This window comes from Mycobacterium interjectum (assembly GCF_900078675.2).
Classification (GTDB): domain Bacteria; phylum Actinomycetota; class Actinomycetes; order Mycobacteriales; family Mycobacteriaceae; genus Mycobacterium; species Mycobacterium interjectum.
On record NZ_LT546261.1, the window covers coordinates 1,687 to 2,990 of the forward strand.

Here is a 1,304-nt window from a genome sequence, read left to right on the forward strand (position 1 = left end):
GGGTGGCCTCCTACGTGCCCGACGACGCCCCCGTCGCGTTTCGCGGCACGGCGCCGTCGGGCCCCGGGTTCTGGTTCCCGCCAACGGTCCTGACGCCCCGGCGCGCCGACCGCAGCGTCACCGAGGAGATCTTCGGCCCGGTCGTCACGGTGTTGCCGTTCGACGACGAGCACGACGCCATCGCGCTGGCCAACGACACCGCCTACGGCCTGTCGGGATCGATCTGGACCGACGACCTGTCCCGCGCGCTGCGGGTGTCGCGGGCGGTCGAGTCCGGCAACCTGTCGGTGAACTCGCACTCGTCGGTGCGCTACAACACGCCCTTCGGGGGTTTCAAGCAGTCCGGCCTGGGCCGCGAGCTCGGACCCGACGCGCCGCTGCATTTCACCGAGACCAAGAACGTGTTCATCGCCGTCAAGGAGGATTCGTGATGGACCTGACGCAACGGCTGGCCGGCCGGGTGGCGGTGATCACCGGCGGCGCCGGTGGCATCGGGTTGGCCGCGGGGCGACGGATGCGCGCCGAAGGCGCGACCATCGTGGTCGGCGACATCGACCGCGACGCCGGCGCCGCGGCCGCCGAGGAGCTCGCCGGCTTGTTCGTGCCCACCGATGTTTCGGACGAAAGCGCGGTCAACGCGCTGTTCGACGCCGCGGCCGAGGCCTACGGCTGGGTCGACATCGCGTTCAACAACGCCGGCATCTCGCCCCCCGAGGACGACCTGATCGAGAACACCGAACTGCCGGCGTGGCAACGAGTCCAGGACATCAACCTGAAATCGGTGTACCTGTGCTGCCGGGCCGCGTTGCGGCACATGGTGCCCGCCGGCAAGGGATCGATCATCAACACGGCGTCGTTCGTCGCGGTGCTGGGCTCGGCCACCTCGCAGATCTCCTACACCGCCTCCAAGGGCGGGGTCCTGGCCATGTCGCGCGAATTGGGGGTGCAGTTCGCCCGGCAGGGCATCCGCGTCAACGCGCTGTGCCCGGGGCCCGTCAACACCCCGCTCCTGCAAGAGCTTTTCGCCAAGGACCCGGAGCGGGCCGCCCGCCGCCTGGTGCACGTGCCGTTGGGTCGCTTCGCCGAACCCGACGAGATCGCCGCCGCGGTGGCCTTCCTGGCCAGTGACGACGCATCCTTCATCACCGCGTCGACATTCCTGGTCGACGGCGGCATCAGCTCGGCCTACGTCACCCCGCTCTGACCGCTGGGTGACGGTGCCGCGCCGTGGCCGTCACCCAGGCCTGCGGCGCCGACAGCGTCCCGACAGGCGTGCCGCGACCGAAACCCGGGACGGACGCCGC

Annotated in this window: 3 protein-coding genes; 2 read left to right on the forward strand and 1 reads right to left on the reverse strand. The window is 70.6% G+C overall.

Annotated elements, in window-relative coordinates; all coding sequences use genetic code 11:
- Both BN4348_RS59195 and BN4348_RS59200 read left to right on the forward strand, forming a co-directional pair.
- A partial coding sequence (locus BN4348_RS59195) for an aldehyde dehydrogenase family protein (RefSeq protein ID WP_142308846.1) occupies positions 1-431 on the forward strand: 431 nt, incomplete at its 5' end.
- Entirely contained in the window at positions 428-1,204 is a 777-nt protein-coding gene (locus tag BN4348_RS59200; protein WP_211145837.1) for a 3-oxoacyl-ACP reductase, read from the forward strand. The genes BN4348_RS59195 and BN4348_RS59200, both read left to right, overlap by 4 nt.
- Here BN4348_RS59200 and BN4348_RS63040 read toward each other — a convergent pair.
- On the reverse strand, positions 1,191-1,304 hold a 114-nt coding region (locus BN4348_RS63040), incomplete at its 5' end, for a PPE family protein, SVP subgroup (protein ID WP_142308845.1). The genes BN4348_RS59200 and BN4348_RS63040 overlap by 14 nt on opposite strands.